The following is a 16,252-nucleotide window of genomic DNA, read 5'->3' as shown; positions in this document are numbered from 1 at the left end:
CACATCCAGAAGATTCTTGAGTCCGGACTGGTGATAACTGTTGAGATAGGCATACTCCAGTACGTCCTCGTTCTCATGACCGTAGATATCCACATGTTTTTCCAGGATAATCTTGTCCTGGGTGAGAGTCCCGGTCTTGTCCGTGCACAGCACATCCATGGCCCCAAAATTCTGAATGGAGTTGAGGCGCTTGACGATCACCTTCTTGCGGGACATGGCCAGGGCTCCCTTGCCCAGATTGACCGTGACGATCATGGGCAACATTTCCGGAGTCAGCCCCACCGCCACCGCCACCGCAAACAGGAAAGCCTCCATCCAGTCGCCCTTGGTAAATCCATTGATCAGGAAAACCAGCGGAGTCATGACAAAAATGAATCGGATCATGAGCCAGGTGAACTGGCGGATGCCCCGGTCAAAACTGGTCAGGTTCTTTTCGCCCGTGACCAACTGGGCCAGACGCCCAAAGTAAGTCAGTGCGCCGGTATGCACGATCACTGCCGTTGCCGTGCCACTGACCACATTGGTCCCCATGAAGCAGACATTGTTGAGTTGAAGGGGCGCACGCGTCGTATCGGTTTCAGCCGCAAAAAACTTTTCCACCGGCAAGGCTTCGCCCGTCAGCGAGGATTGGTTGATGAACAAATCCTTGGCCGTCAACAGCCGCACATCTGCCGGAATCATGTCCCCGGCCGAGAGTTGAATCACATCCCCAGGTACCAGTTCCGCAATGGGAACCTCGCGCCGTTGGGGGCCATGGGGATGCAAATGAATATTGAAATAACGATTGACCTCATCGGGAACCCCGCTGCGCCGATCCTTGCGCAACACCGTCGCGGTGGTACTCACCATTTCGCGCAACCGTTCGGCGGCATTGGTGGAGCGGTACTCCTGCACAAACGTCAGGGTAATGCTGATGACCACCATCAGGGCAATGATGGTGGCTGCCTCCCGGTCTCCCAGATAGAGGGACAGCACCGCCAGGGCGATCAACAGCAGGTTGAGGGGATTCTTGAAATAGGAAAGGAGTTGGCGCAGGGGCCCCACTCGGGCCTCCTGTGCCACAGTATTGGCACCATACACCCCCAAGCGGTCCTCTGCTTCCCGATCGAGCAATCCCTCCACAGAACTGTCCAGCCGACGCAGGGCCAACTCGCTTTCACAGTGGGCCACTTCCAGCAACAATGTGGAGTCGCTCTGGCCTGGGGGGGCGGAGGAACGGGGTGAAATGTTCCGTTTGAAAAAGATGCCACGAAAATCTGCCATACAACCTCCTGACCGGTCATCCCGGTATTCAGTCATGGTCAGATTAAGAGATTATGACGAGAACCCTTGGGAAAACCGTTGTTCATTCAACGGACGTAAACTAGAACACTCCAAGATGGACTCCAACGTCATGCGAAGTCGCGATTCTCTGACAAAAAATGGGCTCTGTCAATGGCACTCGTATTTTTTCTTCAATCCTGCCCCACATGGAGCCAAATGTCTCCTGTACTGCCTTGATATTCTTCTTCCTGCGCCCCATGTAGGCCTCAGGACCCTCAATGATTCAGGAGTGCACCATGCGATTTGACAAACTGACCACCAAATTTCAGGAAGCTTTTGCCGATGCGCAGAGTTTGGCTCTGCGTCATGACCATGCCAACATCGAACCGGTCCATCTGTTGCAAGCCCTTCTGGATCAACAGGACGGAACCACGGCTTCGCTGCTGGCTCGTGCCGACATTCAGGTACAACCCCTGAAACAAGGGCTGCCTCCTCTTCTGGAGCGGGTTGCCCATCACTCCACCCCAAACGGAGAGATCAGCGTCTCCCGTGATCTCAACACCCTGCTCAACCTGACGGAGAAGGAAGCCCAGAAGCGTCATGACCCTTTCATCGCTTCCGAACTTTTTCTGCTGGCCCTGTGCGATGATAAAGGCGAAGTGGGACGCCTGTTTCGCCAGCACGGCGCTCAACGCCCCCGCCTCGAAAAGGCGATCGAAGCTCTGCGCGGCGGTGCCGGGGTAACCAGTCAAGAAAGCGAAGGGACCCGTGAGTCCCTCAAAAAATACACCCTGGATCTCACCGAACGAGCCCGGCTCGGCAAACTGGATCCCGTCATCGGAAGAGATGATGAAATCCGTCGGGTCATTCAGATCCTGCAACGCCGCAGCAAGAATAATCCGGTACTGATCGGTGAACCCGGCGTCGGCAAAACCGCCATCGTCGAAGGACTGGCCCAGCGTATCGTCAATGACGAAGTCCCCGACAGTCTGCGGCACAAGCGCGTACTGGCACTGGATATGGCCGCCTTGCTGGCGGGGGCCAAATATCGCGGAGAATTCGAGGAACGTCTCAAAGCCGTACTCAAGGAGTTGGCCCAGGACGAAGGACAGACCATCGTTTTCATCGACGAACTCCATACCATGGTGGGCGCCGGCAAGGCAGAGGGTGCCCTGGATGCAGGCAACATGCTCAAGCCGGCTCTGGCGCGGGGAGAGTTGCACTGCGTGGGAGCCACGACCCTGGATGAATACCGCAAATACGTCGAGAAGGATGCTGCCCTCGAACGGCGTTTTCAGAAGGTGCTGGTGGGCGAACCCACGGTAGAAGACACCATTGCCATTCTGCGTGGTTTGCAGGAAAAGTACGAACTCCATCATGGGGTGGACATCACGGACCCGGCCATCGTAGCGGCGGCGGAACTGTCCCAGCGCTATATCACCGACCGCTTCCTGCCCGACAAGGCCATCGACCTGATCGATGAAGCGGCTGCACGACTCAAAATGGAAATCGATTCCAAGCCTGAATCCATGGACAAATTGTTCCGGCGCCTGATCCAGCTCAAGATCGAGCGCGAGGCGGTACGGCGCGAGAAAGATGATGCGTCCCAGAAACGCCTGGCCTTGCTGGAAGAGGAAATTCATAAACTGGAACAGGAATACGCAGATCTGGAAGAAGTCTGGAAAGCCGAAAAGGCCCAGGTACAAGGTTCCCAACACGTCAAGGAAGCCCTGGACCGGGCCCGTGCAGAAATGGAATCGGCCCAGCGGCAGGGCGACTTGCAGAAAGCCTCGGAACTCAAATACGGTCGGATCCCTCAACTGGAAGCCCAGTTACGTCAAACCACCGAAAGCAACGGCAAATCTCAACCCCTCAGACTGTTGCGCACCCAGGTGGGAGCAGAAGAAATTGCTGAAGTGGTGTCGCGCGCCACAGGCATCCCTGTGGCCAAAATGATGCAAGGGGAACGGGAAAAGTTGCTGCGCATGGAAGATTATCTGCACCAGCGCGTGGTTGGACAGGACGAAGCGGTGCGCCTGGTCTCCGACGCCATTCGGCGCTCCCGTTCCGGTCTGTCCGACCCCAACCGACCCTATGGTTCCTTCCTGTTCCTGGGACCTACGGGGGTGGGAAAAACAGAACTCTGCAAAACCCTGGCCAACTTCCTGTTCGACTCGGAAGATCATCTGATTCGCATCGACATGTCGGAATATATGGAAAAACATTCCGTTGCCCGTCTCCTCGGTGCCCCGCCTGGCTATGTCGGCTTTGAAGAAGGCGGCTATTTGACGGAAGCCGTGCGGCGCAAGCCTTATGCCGTCATCCTGCTGGATGAGGTGGAAAAAGCGCACCCTGACGTCTTCAATGTCCTGCTCCAGGTCCTGGACGACGGACGCATGACTGATGGACAGGGGCGAACAGTGGATTTTCGTAACACGGTGGTGGTCATGACCTCCAATCTGGGATCGCAAATGATCCAGCAAATGGCCGAAGACGATCAGGCCGTCATAAAATTAGCCGTCATGGCCGAAGTCAAGACCCATTTCCGCCCTGAATTCGTCAATCGCATCGACGAAATCGTGGTCTTCCATGCCTTGGGAGAAGCTCAGGTCCGCGCCATTGCCCGTATCCAGATGGCTCAATTGACCCGCCGACTGGCAAAAATGGAACTGACTCTGGAGGTGAGCGATACCGCCCTCGATCAACTGGCCGCCGTGGGTTTCGACCCGGTTTATGGGGCCCGCCCCCTCAAACGGGCGATTCAGAGCGAATTCGAGAACCCCCTGGCCCGTCGCATCCTGGAAGGCGCCTTCCTACCCGGCAGCACGATCCAGGCAGACTGGAAAGGAGGGCAGTTCCTGTTCAAAACCTCTCCTGAATAAACTTTCCCGGCCCCAGTCCATCGCAACTCCTGTTGGCTGTGTAGTCATTTTCGAGCCATTCATGATAGACCTCTCGTTCTTCCTCGCCGGCCGTACGAAAACTAATTAAGTTACGATGCAACTGACAATAACATCCCCATGTTCTCACTCATCATCGGGTGAGGGTGGGGGGTGTCCGTCATAGATCAGGTTACGTCGTCTCTGCAGATAGGCGTCGCGCATGAAGGCATAGGGATCCAGAGCGGCAGTATCCAGAACGTTGGAGGCCGCCAGAAGGTTGGTACGGGTATTCAGCACATCCACAGAGCCGATTTCGATCTGCTTGGTCCAGGTCGTATTGAGGTAGGGATAGATCGTCCAGGGATATTCGCCCACTAACCCCAGGGAATCCCGCAGCGTACTGGGACCCAGGATCGGAATAACGAAGTAACTGCTGTTTTCCCAACCCCAAACCGCCATGGTTTGACCAAAGTCCTCGTGGTGACGCTCCAACCCCACCGGGGTTGCCACATCAAACAAGCCGAAGATGCCCACCGTGGTATCAAGCAAAAAGCGCCCACCATCGACGCCTCCCTGACGAACTTTCCCCTGCAGAAAATCATTGACCGTTGTACTCAGATCGGAAAGATTGGCAAAGAAGTTGGTCACCCCGGCGCGCACAAAATCCGGAGCCACCGCGCGATAGCCTTCTGCCACCGGCTTGATGACATGTCGGTCCAGCGTATCGTTGATGCCAAACATGGTGCGGTTATAACTTTGCAGGGGGTCTTCTGCCGTGCTGCTTCCCGCAGGAACGCTGGCGCATCCGCCCAGTCCCAGCATCATCACTGTCGGTAATAGTGTCTTCCACCGCCTCATGCTTTTTCTCCTTGCGCACATCTCAATGACCCTATGGGGGCGGAGCGAGATTATAAACGGAAAAATTTCCCAGAATGTTACAGAAACTTTCCGATCAGTTCCGCAATGGGACCCTTTTCAGCGGCTACACCATGAGTCGGCTGGCTTTGGGCAATGGCCGTATCCGGATCTTTCAGGCCATGTCCGGTGAGGGTCGCCACGATCGTCGAACCCGCCTTGATGCGTCCCGCCTTCAAATCCTTGAACAGACCGGCCAGGGAAGTGGCGGAGGAAGGCTCACAGAAAATACCTTCGGTCCGGGCCAGAAGTGCCTGAGCCGCCAGAATTTCCGCATCGGTACATTCGTCGAACCAACCACCGGATTCCTGCACTGCGGCCCAGGCCAGGGACCAAGACATGGGATTGCCGATGCGGATGGCCGTTGCAATGGTTTCCGGATGAGCCACGGGCCCCCCGCGCATGAAGGGCGCAGATCCGGCGGCTTGGTAACCCACCATGATGGGTCGACGGGTCGTCAAGGGCACAGGGCCGTGATAGGGACACTGGCCCTGGCAATGGCCGCAGGCGGCCGTCTGCACCCCACTGGCCTCACAATACCCGCTCCAATGTGCGCTGATATTACCCGCATTGCCCACCGGCAATACATGGTAATCAGGGGCCGTTCCCAGGGCTTCGACGATTTCAAAGGCCACGGTCTTTTGCCCCTGCAAGCGGTACGGATTCACCGAGTTGACCAAGGCGACGGGCATTTCTGCCGAAATTTCCTGTACCAGACGCATACCATCGTCGAAATTACCCTGGATTTGCAGCACCACAGCCCCATGCATCATGGCCTGCGCCAATTTTCCCAGGGCAATCTTGCCCTCCGGGATGAGCACGAAGGAAGTCATGCCGGCCCGCGCTGCGTAGGCCGCCGCCGCGGCAGAGGTATTCCCCGTGGAGGCGCAGATGATGGCCTGCGACCCGGCTTCCAGAGCCTTGGTTACGGCCAGGGTCATCCCGCGGTCCTTGAAGGACCCGGTGGGATTCAAACCCTCGAACTTCACCAGGATCCTTCCGTCGAAGCCCAAGGTATCCGGCAAACGCTGCAATTCAATGAGCGGAGTGTTGCCCTCGTTGAGAGTTACGATGGGGGTGTGCTCGGAAACCGGCAAACGGTCCCGATAGCGGTGAATCAAACCTTGATAGTGAGCCATGGCAGTTGTCTCAGTCATAAAAAATCAGGAAGAAAGGGTTTCGAGGCGTAAACGCACCACGGGTGCAGCGATACTTTCCAGGCTCTCGATTTCTGCAATGGCGGCATCGATGGCCCGTTCCTGCGCGACATGGGTCAACATGATCACGTCCACCCGCTCTTCCCCTGCTGCCGGTTCCTTCTGGAGCATGGCTTCGATGGAAATATTCTGCTGCGCCAGGATGCGTGTGACCTCGGCCAATACGCCGGGTCGGTCGGTGGCACGCAGACGCAGATAGTAGGCCGTTTCAATCTCGGCCACCGGCAGCACCACTTCGTTACGCACCTGGTCGGGCTGAAAAGCCAGATGGGGCACCCGATGTCCGGGATCAGAACCGGTCATGCGCGCGATGTCCACCAGATCCGCCACCACCGCCGAACCGGTGGGTTCGGCCCCGGCCCCGGCCCCGTAGTAAAGGGTGGAGCCCACGGCATCCCCATGGACCAGTACGGCATTCATGACGCCATCCACGTTGGCAATCAAACGGCGCTCGGGAATCAGGGTCGGATGTACGCGCAACTCGATGCCTCGCGCCGTGCGCTTGGCAATTCCCAACAATTTGATGCGGTAACCCAACTCCTCGGCATAACGGATGTCCTCTGCCGTCAGTTTCGTAATCCCTTCCACATGGGCGCGCTCAAACTGAACAGGAATTCCGAAGGCAATGGCCGCCAGCAAACTCAATTTGTGCGCTGCATCCACTCCTTCCACGTCGAAGGTGGGATCGGCTTCGGCATAACCCAAGGCCTGAGCCTGTTGCAAGGCTTCAGAAAAGCCCATGCCCTGGTCGCGCATCTGGGTCAGGATGAAATTGCTGGTGCCGTTGATGATCCCGGCCAACCACTGGATGCGGTTGGCGGTCAGTCCCTCGCGCAGGGCCTTGATGATGGGAATGCCTCCCGCCACCGCCGCCTCGAACCCCACCATCACCCCATGCTGCAAGGCTGTGGCAAAAATCTCGTTGCCATGCAGGGCAAGCAGTGCCTTGTTCGCGGTCACCACCGGTTTGCCGAGTTCAAGGGCATGCAGAACCAAAGTCTTGGCAGGCTCGTACCCCCCCATGAGCTCAACCACCACGTCCACATCCCCAGCCTCCACCACCTGCAGTGGGTCTGTACTCAGTTGAATACGCCCGCCGGTCTTCAGGGCCGCCCGTTCCAGATCCTGAGGACGCACGGCAGCGCGGGTCACCACGATTTCCCGGCCCGCCCGACGGGCGATTTCTTCACGATTCCGTTCCAGGATCTGCCATGTCCCGCCTCCGACAATCCCCAGACCCAGCAATCCCACTCGAATGGGTGTCATAACAATCCGTCCTTACGAAACATATCCCGAATTCCCCGCATGGCCTGACGGGTACGTGCTTCATTCTCGATCAGGGAAAACCGTACATGACCATCCCCCAACTCTCCAAACCCAACGCCGGGCGACACAGCCGTATGAGCATCCTGAAGCAATTTCTTGGCAAACTCCAGCGATCCCGATTTGCGATAGAACTCGGGAATCTCTGCCCAGACATACATGGTCGCCTTGGGATTGGCTACATTCCAACCGATGTTGTGCAACCCCTGCACCATCACATCGCGCCGGCGCTGATAGGTGGCACGAATGGTCTCCACACAGTCCTGGGGTCCTTCCAGAGCAACGATGGAGGCCACCTGAATGGGGGTGAAGGTGCCATAATCATGATAACTTTTCATGCGTCCCAAGGCCGCCACCAGGTCCCGATTGCCCACCATGAAACCGACCCGCCATCCCGCCATGCTGTAACTTTTGGACAGGGTAAAAAATTCCACGGCCACATCCTTGGCTCCCGGCACCTGCAGGATGGAAGGGGCCTGATAGCCGTCGTACACGATGTCGGCATAGGCCAGATCATGCACCACATAGATGCCGTATTCCTTGGCCAGAGCCACTACCCGTTCGAAGAAAGGCAGGTCCACACACTGGGTCGTGGGATTGCTGGGAAAATTGAGAATCAGCATCTTGGGTCGGGGCCAGGAGCCGCGCAACCCCTCTTCCAGTTCTTCGAAAAAATCCACGCCGGGGATCATGCTGACATGACGGATGTCTGCGCCTGCAATCACAGGTCCATAGATGTGAATGGGGTAACTGGGATTGGGCACCAGCACCATGTCTCCCGTATCCAGAACCGCCAGCATGAGGTGCGCAATCCCTTCCTTGGAACCGATGGTAAAAATGGCTTCGGTTTCCGGGTCCAGTTCCACGCCAAAACGACGTTGATACCAATGACAAATGGCCTTGCGTACCCGCGGAATCCCCTTCGACAAAGAATAGCCATGGGTGTCGTTGCGCTGGGCCGCTTCCACCAGTTTATCCACAATGTGCTGTGGGGTGGGTTGATCCGGATTGCCCATGCCGAAGTCGATGATGTCCTCGCCCCGGCGCCGGGCGGCGGCCTTCAGTTCTCCCGTGATATTGAATACATAGGGAGGCAATCTTTGAATACGAGGAAATTCGGGCATGGTACGTTGCGTGAGTGAGTGAGCAAAAGGTATCATTTTACCCTAACCCATCACTCTGATGAAGCCCTCCTATGAAACTCGTGCACCATCGTGCGGATACACCCCTGACTTTGACCGGTCACGGCCCCGGTTTCGTGCTGATCGATCAGATCAAGTACACTGAAAGTCTGGTGCTCAGCCCGGAACGCTTGCAACCCATCTGGGCTTCCCGCCTTGAACTGCTGGAAGAGCGACATTTTGCCGAACTGCTCGACTTTGACCCCGAACTGGTTCTGTTGGGAAGCGGAGCCCGTTTCCGTTTTCCGGACTGGGGTTTGACCCGTCCCCTGCTGGAACGCGCCATTGGACTGGAAGTCATGGACACGGCAGCGGCCTGCCGCACTTATTCCATCCTGGCCAGCGAAGGGCGACGGGTGGTTGCCGCCCTGATTATCGAACCGGTATCTTAGAATCCGTGGCTTTGCCCGCATAGAAGGTGAGCGGGTTGAGGGGTTTGCCTCCATGGCGGATCTCGAAGTGCCAGGGTTTGTCTTTTTTGCCCTTCACTCCGGTTTCAGCAATTTTCTGTCCCCGCGTCACTACCTGTCCCTGGTGAACCACCACCTTGCCGTTATGGGCATAAACACTAACGTAATCATTGGGATGTTTGAGGATAACCATCAGACCGTAACTGGAAATCCCCTCTCCAACGTAACTGACCACACCGTCCGCCGCCGCCAATACCGGTTGGCTCTGATGAGTGGAAATATCGATGCCCATGCCATTGGGAGTACCCCCTTTCTGATTGAGAGGCCACCCCCAAAGGGTGCCATCCACCGTCACGGAATGCGCCATTTTTTCAGCCGGTCCGGAGGGTTTTACTACCACGTTTGTGCCCGACTTTTCGGCCGGCGTGGTGGTCACTGGTCCGGTGGAACGGGACTCCTGGATGGGCGCGGGCACTTCGGTGGCGCATCCCCCCAGACCGAAGAGTACCATCACGCCCAGCAGGCCCAGCCCGCGTTGGGCGAAAAACCGGGGATTACAGTTGAACAGGGGCATCACAGACTCCTTGAAAATTTAACTCAGATTGGTCAACAGAGGGACGAAATGTACTGGATCGAGAATGGTTTCGCGCACCTCTCCCTCCCGTTTCTCCACCAGAATCAGATGTTGAGCATGAGTTCCCACCGGCACGATCAACCGCCCGCCAGGAGCCAGTTGTTCCACCAGCGCGGGAGGAATCCGGGGCGCAGCCGCTGCCACGATGATTGCGTCAAACGGTGCAGCCTCCGGTAGCCCCTGAAAACCATCGGTATGTTTGAGACGCAAATTCTGGATCCGCAGGGACCACAAACGGGCACGGGTTTTTTCCAGCAGGGCTCCGATCCGTTCCACCGAATACACCTCGGGAATCAACCGAGCCAGTACCACAGCCTGATACCCACACCCCGTGCCCACTTCCAGTATCTTTTTGGGCAGGGTCCCGGCACAGATCAGTTCCACCATACGGGCCACCATATAGGGCGCAGAAATTGTCTGACCAAAACCGATGGGCAGGGCTGAATCCTCGTAAGCGCGACTGGACAAGGCTTCATCCACGAACAGGTGGCGCGGGACGCCGGCCAAAGCCGCCAGCACGGTTTCATCCCTGATCCCCTGTGCCCGCAAACGTTCCACCATACGCACACGGGTACGCTCCGAGGTCATACCGCTTCCCTGAACCGTCGGAGAACTTCTCACGAAGACACCCATGAGCGCAGCGCATCCATTTGAGGATAGTGGGTCAAATCCACCTGCAACGGGGTAAGAGAAACCCAACCCGCAGCCACCGCATGAAAATCGGTTCCCTCCCCTGCATCGGCCACCGGACCTGCCGGCCCCACCCAATAGATGGTTTCTCCGCGCGGATTGGTGGACTGAATCACCGGCTCTGCCTTATGCCGTCGGCCCAGGCGCGTCACTTTCAGGCCACCCAGAGCTTCATAGGGAAGATCGGGCACATTCACATTGATCAGGGAAGGTCCCACAAAAGGACGGTGCTGCCACCGTCGCACCAGATCAGCGGCCACCCGGGCTGCCGTGGAAAAATACAGAGGTTGACTCCGCTCGGCTTTGGATGCAGTACCCGCCCCCTCTGCCCCATAGGCCAGAGAGATGGCCAGGGAGGGAATCCCCAGCAGGTAACCTTCGGTAGCCGCCGCCACGGTTCCGGAATAGAGGGTGTCATCCCCCATGTTGGCCCCATGATTGATGCCGGACACCACCACATCCGGCTCCCATTCCAGCAAGCCGGTCACGGCCATGTGAACGCAATCCGTGGGCGTTCCATTGATCCGGTAAAACCCGTTAGGGGCCCGCCGCACGGTCAAAGGGCGGTCCAGGGTCAGAGAATTGCTGGCCCCACTGCGTTCCACATCGGGTGCCACCACGGTGACTTCCCCCAAAGGAGTCAGGGCCTCCACCAGTGCCGCCAACCCCGCCGAAAAGTACCCATCATCATTGCTTACCAGTATCTTCATGAAATCGACCTTTGACGCAAGGGAGGCAAATCGGTACATACTCCTTCATACAACTCTGCCGCCAACCCCACCGTTTCACCCAGCGTCGGATGGGGATGGATGGTACGCCCCAAATCAGTGGCATCCGCCCCCATTTCCACCGCCAGGGACAATTCACCGATCAGGTCTCCCGCCGCCGTACCCACGATCCCTCCGCCCAATACGCGATGAGTGGTTTCGTCAAACAGAATCTTGGTAAAACCTTCCGCCCGTCCATTGGCCAAAGCCCGTCCGCTGGCCCCCCAGGGGAAAACTGCCTTGCCATAGGAAACTCCCTGGGCTTGGGCCGCACTTTCCGTAAGACCGGTCCAGGCCACCTCCGGATCGGTATAGGCCACTGCGGGAATCTGTCGAATATCCAGACCCCGCGGCAAACCTGCCGCCACTTCTGCGGCCACATGCCCTTCATGGGTGGCTTTATGGGCCAGCATGGGTTGCCCCACCACATCCCCAATGGCGAAGACATGGGGTTGAACCGTCCGCTGCTGGCGATCCACCGGGATGAATCCTCCTTCATCCACCTTCACACCCACGGCTTCCAACCCCAGATCATGGCTGTTGGGCCTACGCCCCACCGCCACCAGAAGCGCATCGTAGGGCGTGGCCTCACATTCCTGCCCCTGGGCATCCACCCACTTGACCCACAGAGCATCGGGACGGGCCTCCACGGCAGTCACGCGGGTATCAAGATGCAACTTGCCCAAACGAGGCGCATTATGCTTCTCCCAGACCTTGACCAAATCCCGGTCTGCCCCGCCCATCAATCCTCCGGACATTTCCACCACATCGATCCGGGATCCCAGGGAAGCATAAACCGTGGCCATTTCCAGACCGATGATTCCCCCACCCACCACCAGTAAACGAGCAGGCACCGAAGTCAGGGCCAGTGCTCCGGTGGAATCCAGAATGCGCGGATCCTGGGGCAGAAAAGGCAGGGTTACCGGGGCCGATCCCGTGGCGATGATAGCCTGCTGAAACCGGACCGAACGGAGCACCCCCGCTTCATCCTGCACCTCCAGGGTATGGGGCCGGGTGAAATGTGCCGTGCCGTGCCACACCTCCACCTTGCGCACCTTGGCCAGGCGCACCAACCCACTCGTCAATTTTCCTACCACCTGATCTTTCCAGGCACGCAAAGCATCCAGATCCACTTGCGGAGGCGCAAAGTGAATCCCTTGAGCGCTCAGGGCCAGAGCCGCATCCTTCACCGCCGCCACATGCAAGAGCGCCTTGGAGGGAATGCAACCCACGTTCAGACAGACCCCGCCCAGGGTCGTGGCACGTTCCACCAGCAAGGTTCGCCGCCCCAGGTCCGCACTGCGAAATGCCGCCGCATACCCGCCAGGACCGGCCCCGATCACAACCACCTCAACATCCGTTTCCAGCGCTTGATTCATCATCCGTCACTCTACCCTAAACTAAAATCCGGCGGATGTCCGCCAGGATCTGGCGCAACGCCTCATTGAAACGGGCCGCGCCTGCCCCATCGATAACCCGGTGGTCGTAGGACAGGGACAAAGGCAGCATCCAGCGCCCTGCCACGGTTCCCGCGCACCAAACCGGTTTCTGGAGCGCACGCCCCAATCCCAGAATGGCTACTTCCGGCGCATTGATAATGGGGGTAAAAAACGACCCTCCAATCCCACCCAGACTGGAGACAGAAAACGTTCCGCCCTGCATCTCTTCTGGGGCCAGCCGGCCTTCCCGGGCACGGGCCGCCAATTCTGCCACCTCGCTGGCGATGGAGCGGATTCCCTTGGAGGGCACATCACGAACCACCGGCACCATCAATCCCGAGGCGGTGTCTGCGGCAAAACCCAGGTGGATATACTGCTTCAGTATCAGGGCATCCCCCTGCAGGGATGCGTTGAATTCCGGAAAACCCGGCAATACGGCCGCCAGAGCCTTGAGCACCAGGGTCAGCAGGGTGATCTTGGGGAATTCCGGCCCCGCCTCGCGATTCAAGTCCTGACGGAATTCTTCCAATTCCGTGATGTCCACTTCCTCGTGGTTGGTGACATGGGGAATCATGAGCCAGTTGCGGTGCAGATATCCTCCGGACAACTTTTTGATCCGGCCTAGTGGACGCGTCTCCACCGGGCCATATTTGGCGAAATCCACCATGGGCCAGGCGGGCAGATCCCCCAGGCTCCACCCGCCGCCCTGCGCAGGGGAAGACTGCAACGCAGCCTTGACAAAGCGCTGGATGTCTTCCCGCAGAATTCGTTGGTGGGGACCACTGCCGGCCACCTGCCCCAAATCCACCCCCAGTTCACGCGCGAAATGACGAACCGTCGGACTGGCATGGGCAGTTTGCAATGCCTCCTCCCCAGCGGGCGTCATCCGGGGGACAGAGAGGGGAATTGTGGAAACAGGAGGCGCCACCACCGGCGCACTCACCCACTTCTCCTCCACCGGCAGCGTCACCGGATCAGCGCCAGGAGTTGCCACCGGAACCGGATCAGGAGAAGGGGACTCCGTTGATTCCCCCGGTGCCGCCAGAATGAGAATGGGCGAACCTTCAGAGACCCGCTCCCCCAATTTGACCAATACCCGTTCCACCCTTCCCGCTTCGGGAGCGGGAACTTCCAGGGTCGCCTTGTCCGATTCCAGGGTGATCAGAGGTTGATCCAACTTCAACAGATCTCCTTCCTTGACCAGCAACTCGATGATCGGAACATTCCTGAAATCGCCAATGTCTGGAACTTTAACCTCTTTTCCCATATCCTGTATGTTCCTGAAGTATCTGACCCACGGTGAAAGTCAGGGTTGACTCTGCTAGAGTGACGGGTGAGTGGCAGGATTTTATCACGAGCCCTCGAGGCGCAGAATGGAAAGAAAAAAATGAATGAGAAGTTGTTGAAAGGGGGGGTGATCGTATCCACAGCCCTATTGCTGGCCTTGGGGTTTCATTTCAGAAGTGAACCCATCCCGCCCCCGGTGGCGCCACCCAGTTTCGGCAAGTTGATCCTGCCCGACCTGCAGGGCACCCCCCAGTCTCTCAGGCAATGGCCCCAGCGCTACCGCCTGATCAACTTTTGGGCACCCTGGTGCACCCCCTGTCGCGCTGAACTGCCCATGCTGATCCGACTGTACCCTCAATGGTCCGCCCGGAACATACAATTCATCGGCATTGCCATGGATACGCGAGAATCGGTGAGTGCCTTCGTCAAGACGCATTCCCTGCCTTATCCAGACCTGATTGGCCAGGATGACACCCTGACCCTGACCAAAAGCCTGGGAAATGCCCAACAAGGGTTGCCCATGACCGTTCTGCTGGATCATCGAGACCAGGTGGTCTGGGTCAAACTGGGCCAACTGGATGAAGCCGAACTCACTCAGGAATTGGCTCGGATCAGCGCTGAAAAGTAATACAGGAGCTCACACCCACCCCTGTTCGGCAAAACTCACCAGTTCAGGCCCTGCCACCAAAAAATGGTCGAGGACCCGAATATCCACCAGTGCCATCGCCCTTTTCAGAACTTCCGTCAGTTGGCGATCAGAGGCACTGGGCTGTGCCATTCCCGAGGGATGGTTGTGAGACAACAGAATGGCTGCTGCATTATGCCGTAAAGCCCCCTTCAGCACCTCCCGCGGATATACGGCAGTCTGGGTCAGGGTACCGCGGAACAGTTCCTCCGCCTGAATCAGTTGATGCTGGGCATCAAGGTACAAAACCCAAAAGGATTCATGAGTCTGCCCCTTGAAGATCAGGCGTAGATAATCCTTGACCACGGCAGGCTGGCCCATGACCTCACCCCGGCGCAATCGCTCCTCCAACCAGCGTCTCAGGACTTCCCGCAAGGCTTGTCCCTTGCGTTGCAACTTTCCATCCATTTCATTGAACAGGGGTTCCAGAGTTTCCTCGCAGGCCCGGTAATTACCACGGGTTCCGAACAAACAAGCCAGCAGTTGGGCATTGGTCCAATGTTGTAGTTGGGTCATGGGCGTCTCCCTGAAAACCCCATTGTGACCGGTCACTTCCTGCGCACCTGCTCAAAAAACACAAACCTGCTCAACTTTAGAAGTCCTGAGACAGAAGGTCCCGCGCTTCCGCCTGGCGTGCCCGATCCGCCTCGATGCTTTGGGGACGAGGTAGGGTATCGATCACTTTTTTCAAACAAATCAGGGCATGGGGTTTGTCTCCTTGCGTCAGAAGAAATTTTCCATAGAAAAAGTTGGCATCGATATTGTCCGGGTCCACCTTCAAGGCCTGTTGAAGATATTGACGCGCCTTGTCGTCATCTCCAAAGGAACCAAATTTCGGAACCCTGAAGTAGAGTGCACCGAGCGTAATCAAGCCAGACCCATCCATGGCAGAGGAATCGATGGCCACGGCCTGAAGGAGAACATCCCGAGCTTGCCGAGCCGTTCCCAAGGCGCTGAAAAGGTTTTGATATTTGGCGTGAGTCGCGGTGATGATGCCTTCCCAGATAAGGGGGTCAGCCTGGTGCGGATAGTGCCGGGACAAGTCATGGGCCTGACTTTGCAAACGGGCAAAGTAGGCCTCCCGCGCCGGTTCGGGCAAATAATAACTGCCTTGGGTCCAGGCCTGGGTTTCCTGAGCCAAGCCCTCGGCCAGCGTTTCTGCCCGCAGATCCGCACACACCACAAGCCCCCACAACCCCAGCAGGACAACACTACAAAATCGGTAGGTCACGGTTTTCATCACGGGAGTTTGGGCGGTAGACGACCTCGGAGAGGGGGGGATTTACTCAACAGAATTGATTCAAATTTCATATCTTGGTTCATTTTTTTTATGAATTCTTTGCATCGATCTTTCTATGATGAGCACCATATTTCCATTCATTGATCCAAACCTTAAGGAGAATACTTCATGAAAGCCCCCCTGCCCTTCCCGTTCAAATTAACCTCTTGTTTTTTGATGATGGGGATGATGACGGCTGCCAACGCAAAGGAGGATGAAACCAATGCAGAGCCGGAAATGACCATTGCCAAGTTGTTCAAGGCCTCCAGCATCGATGTCT

Annotated in this window: 15 protein-coding genes; 3 read left to right on the top strand and 12 right to left on the bottom strand. The window is 57.4% G+C overall.

Translation table 11 applies throughout. From position 1 onward, the window contains the following. Positions 1-1,263 (bottom strand): HAD-IC family P-type ATPase (locus tag IV91_RS0110880; protein ID WP_200874383.1); only part of this gene is annotated, 1,263 nt, incomplete at its 3' end. Positions 1,264-1,559: 296 nt separating this feature from the next. On the opposite strand from IV91_RS0110880, the gene clpB reads away from it, so the two are divergent. Beyond that, positions 1,560-4,145: an ATP-dependent chaperone ClpB gene (gene clpB, locus IV91_RS0110875; protein WP_031598308.1), complete on the top strand. Its 2,586-nt coding sequence runs from the start codon at positions 1,560-1,562 to the stop codon at positions 4,143-4,145. Between the two features lie 144 nt (positions 4,146-4,289). Here the strand turns inward: clpB and IV91_RS0110870 are convergent, their stop codons facing one another. From IV91_RS0110870 to alaC, 4 genes are all read right to left on the bottom strand, one after another. Then, positions 4,290-5,003 (bottom strand): MlaA family lipoprotein, encoded by a 714-nt coding sequence (locus IV91_RS0110870; RefSeq protein WP_035417829.1) that lies wholly within the window; start codon positions 5,001-5,003, stop codon positions 4,290-4,292. Between the two features lie 77 nt (positions 5,004-5,080). Further along, complete coding sequence (gene thrC, locus IV91_RS0110865; RefSeq protein WP_031598306.1) at positions 5,081-6,199, bottom strand: threonine synthase; 1,119 nt, start codon at positions 6,197-6,199, stop codon at positions 5,081-5,083. A gap of 24 nt (positions 6,200-6,223) precedes the next feature. Next, positions 6,224-7,543, bottom strand: a complete 1,320-nt coding sequence (locus tag IV91_RS0110860; RefSeq protein WP_031598305.1) for a homoserine dehydrogenase — start codon at positions 7,541-7,543, stop codon at positions 6,224-6,226. Continuing rightward, positions 7,540-8,724: an alanine transaminase gene (gene alaC / locus IV91_RS0110855; RefSeq protein WP_031598303.1), complete on the bottom strand. Its 1,185-nt coding sequence runs from the start codon at positions 8,722-8,724 to the stop codon at positions 7,540-7,542. Before alaC ends, IV91_RS0110860 begins: the two co-directional genes overlap by 4 nt. A gap of 71 nt (positions 8,725-8,795) precedes the next feature. Between alaC and IV91_RS0110850 the strand changes: the two genes are divergently transcribed. Further along, the gene (locus tag IV91_RS0110850) at positions 8,796-9,173 is read left to right on the top strand and encodes an Mth938-like domain-containing protein (RefSeq protein WP_031598302.1); all 378 of its coding nucleotides are present in this window, start codon (positions 8,796-8,798) and stop codon (positions 9,171-9,173) included. Here IV91_RS0110850 and IV91_RS16885 read toward each other — a convergent pair. Genes IV91_RS16885 through IV91_RS0110825 form a run of 5 tightly spaced genes read right to left on the bottom strand, consistent with a single transcriptional unit; the run spans position 9,154 to position 13,988 of the window. Continuing rightward, positions 9,154-9,765, bottom strand: a complete 612-nt coding sequence (locus IV91_RS16885) for a murein hydrolase activator EnvC family protein (protein WP_051862581.1) — start codon at positions 9,763-9,765, stop codon at positions 9,154-9,156. The genes IV91_RS0110850 and IV91_RS16885 overlap by 20 nt on opposite strands. Before the next feature lie 18 nt (positions 9,766-9,783). After that, on the bottom strand, positions 9,784-10,413 hold the full coding sequence (locus IV91_RS0110840) for a protein-L-isoaspartate(D-aspartate) O-methyltransferase (RefSeq protein WP_031598298.1): 630 nt from the start codon (positions 10,411-10,413) through the stop codon (positions 9,784-9,786). 29 nt (positions 10,414-10,442) lie between these two features. Continuing rightward, positions 10,443-11,225 (bottom strand): 5'/3'-nucleotidase SurE, encoded by a 783-nt coding sequence (gene surE / locus IV91_RS0110835; protein ID WP_031598297.1) that lies wholly within the window; start codon positions 11,223-11,225, stop codon positions 10,443-10,445. Next, positions 11,222-12,664: a dihydrolipoyl dehydrogenase gene (gene lpdA / locus IV91_RS0110830; RefSeq protein WP_051862579.1), complete on the bottom strand. Its 1,443-nt coding sequence runs from the start codon at positions 12,662-12,664 to the stop codon at positions 11,222-11,224. The genes surE and lpdA overlap by 4 nt, the downstream gene beginning before the upstream one ends. Before the next feature lie 13 nt (positions 12,665-12,677). Then, a complete protein-coding gene (locus tag IV91_RS0110825) occupies positions 12,678-13,988 on the bottom strand; it encodes a 2-oxo acid dehydrogenase subunit E2 (RefSeq protein ID WP_051862577.1) in 1,311 nt (436 codons plus the stop codon). A 120-nt stretch (positions 13,989-14,108) separates the two neighbouring features. Here IV91_RS0110825 and IV91_RS0110820 point away from each other — a divergent pair, with 120 nt between their 5' ends. Beyond that, a complete protein-coding gene (locus IV91_RS0110820; protein WP_051862575.1) occupies positions 14,109-14,636 on the top strand; it encodes a TlpA family protein disulfide reductase in 528 nt (175 codons plus the stop codon). Positions 14,637-14,645: 9 nt separating this feature from the next. Here the strand turns inward: IV91_RS0110820 and radC are convergent, their stop codons facing one another. Next, entirely contained in the window at positions 14,646-15,209 is a 564-nt protein-coding gene (gene radC / locus IV91_RS0110815; RefSeq protein WP_051862574.1) for a RadC family protein, read from the bottom strand. A gap of 76 nt (positions 15,210-15,285) precedes the next feature. Beyond that, positions 15,286-15,933 (bottom strand): tetratricopeptide repeat protein, encoded by a 648-nt coding sequence (locus tag IV91_RS0110810; protein WP_031598289.1) that lies wholly within the window; start codon positions 15,931-15,933, stop codon positions 15,286-15,288. Between the last annotated feature and the right edge of the window lie 319 nt (positions 15,934-16,252).

This window comes from Ferrovum myxofaciens, from assembly GCF_000735045.1.
Classification (GTDB): domain Bacteria; phylum Pseudomonadota; class Gammaproteobacteria; order Burkholderiales; family Ferrovaceae; genus Ferrovum; species Ferrovum myxofaciens.
Note: the sequence above shows the minus strand (reverse complement) of the source record. Positions and strands in the feature narration are given on the sequence as shown.